The sequence below is a fragment of the Streptomyces sp. genome (assembly GCF_050698815.1).
In the GTDB taxonomy this organism is placed as follows: domain Bacteria; phylum Actinomycetota; class Actinomycetes; order Streptomycetales; family Streptomycetaceae; genus Streptomyces.
Genome location: NZ_JBOHCV010000024.1, coordinates 1 through 1,716 on the forward strand (window position 1 = coordinate 1; position 1,716 = coordinate 1,716).

Below are 1,716 nucleotides of genomic sequence, written 5' to 3' on the forward strand. Positions count from 1 at the left end.
GGGATGGCGGGCATCGAACGGCGGCTGGGCCAGTTCGACGGCATCCTCGCGGTGAGCAGCCCGCCCGGCGGCCCGACGATGGTGACCATGGAGATCCCCTGCGAGTTGATCCCCCGCCGGTGAACGCCCGCCCCGGCCGGGGGCAGTTGCCTGAACCGAGGGCCGTTGTCAGTGGCGCGCTCTACCGTGGGCGGATGACCTGGACCACACCCGAAATCGAGCGGCCCGAGCGGGTATACGTGGCGGACGAGCGGACGGCGCTGGAAGCCGCCCTCGACTTCCAGCGGGCGACGTTTCTGTTCAAGTGCGGCGGCCTGACCGGCGAGCAGCTCACGCTGCGTCCGGTAGGCCGGTCCACGCTGTCCCTGCTGGGCCTCGCGCGCCATCTGGCCGGAGTCGAACGCTGGTGGTTCCGCAACCACCTCGGCGGCGATACCGACCTGCCGTGGATCTTCTTCACCAAGGAGAATCTGGAAGGGGACTTCAACGACGGCACCCCCGAGAGCGCCCCCGGCGACTTCGAGAGCTACCACCAGGAGGTCGCCGCGGCCCGCGCCGTGATCGCCGGATGCTCCCTGGACGACACCTTCCGGCGCCCGTCGGGTGAACTGGCCGATCTGCGCTGGCTGTTCCTCAACCTGACCGAGGAGTACGCCCGGCACAACGGTCACGCGGACCTGGTGCGGGAGCACATCGACGGCCGCACCGGCGAGTGAGTCGCCCGGCGGGCGACCGGTCTCAGCGGCCGTCAGACCGTCAGCCCAGCGCGGCCACCCGCTCGCGGTACCCCCGCACCGGGGCCGCGTCCCGGTAGGGCTCCAGCCGCCGCTCGAAGTCCCGTACGTACTCGTGCGCCCGTACCGACCGCATCTCAGCCGCCTGCTGCGCCGCCTCGGCGGCCAGCGCGCACGCCTGCTCGACCTCGCCGAGCCCCAGCCGTGCCGTCGCCAGCACCACCCGGCACAGCAGCCGGCTGCGGGCGAAGCCCGCGCCGCGCAGCTGCAGCGAGCGCTCCGCGTGCTGCGCCGCCGCCCGGTACTGGTGCAGGTCGCGGTGGCAGTGCCCGGCATCGTCGGCCAGCTGCGCCTCGTCGAAGAAGCGCGCCCACGGCGGCGCGTCCTCGCTCGCCTGGGCAGCCTCCAGCACCCGTTCGGAGCGGGCGAGCGCGGACGTGCACGCGCGCACCTCCCCGAGTACGCCGTGCCCGCGGGCCTCCGCCGCGTGCAGCAGCGCCTGCACCACCGGGGGAGCGGCGGTGCCGACACCCTGCTGCGCCACCCGCGCCAGCTGCACCGCCTCCCGGCCGTGCCCGAGGTAGACCGCCTGCCTGCTCATCGTGACCAGCACATAGCTGCCGTAGGCGCGGTCGCCCGCCGCCTGCGCCAGCCGCAGTGCCTGGACGAAGTAGCGCTGGGCCAGCCCGTGCGCCGCGATGTCGTAGGAGGTCCAGCCCGCCAGCCGGGTCAGATCGGCCGCCGCGCCGAACAGCCGCCGGCCCAGCTGCTCCCCGTACACCCCGCGCAGCATCGGCTCCGTCTCGTGTTCCAGGTAGCGCACCAGCGCCTGCCGGGCGTGGCCCCCGCCGTAGGCGTGGTCGAGGGCGCGGAAGAGTTCGCCGACGGAGCGCAGCGCGTTGACGTCTCCGGCGGTGACTCGCTGCCCTGGGCCGCGTTCTGTACGGTCCGGCCGTTCCGCGCGTGGCGCCGAGCCCGGTAC

The 1,716-nt window shown here is 73.8% G+C and carries 1 protein-coding gene and 1 pseudogene; one reads left to right on the forward strand and one right to left on the reverse strand.

What is annotated here, in order from left to right:
* The first annotated feature begins 194 nt into the window (after positions 1 to 194).
* A complete protein-coding gene (locus ACRDP3_RS00800; RefSeq protein WP_431514826.1) occupies positions 195 to 716 on the forward strand; it encodes a DinB family protein in 522 nt (173 codons plus the stop codon).
* A 40-nt stretch (positions 717 to 756) separates the two neighbouring features.
* Here the strand turns inward: ACRDP3_RS00800 and ACRDP3_RS00805 are convergent.
* Positions 757 to 1,716, reverse strand: a pseudogene (locus ACRDP3_RS00805) (regulator); the annotation flags it as partial.

Coding starts and splice junctions, on each gene's coding strand:
- ACRDP3_RS00800 (WP_431514826.1), top strand. CDS start 195: ATGACCTGGACCACACCCGAAATCGAGCGGCCCGAGCGGGTATACGTG.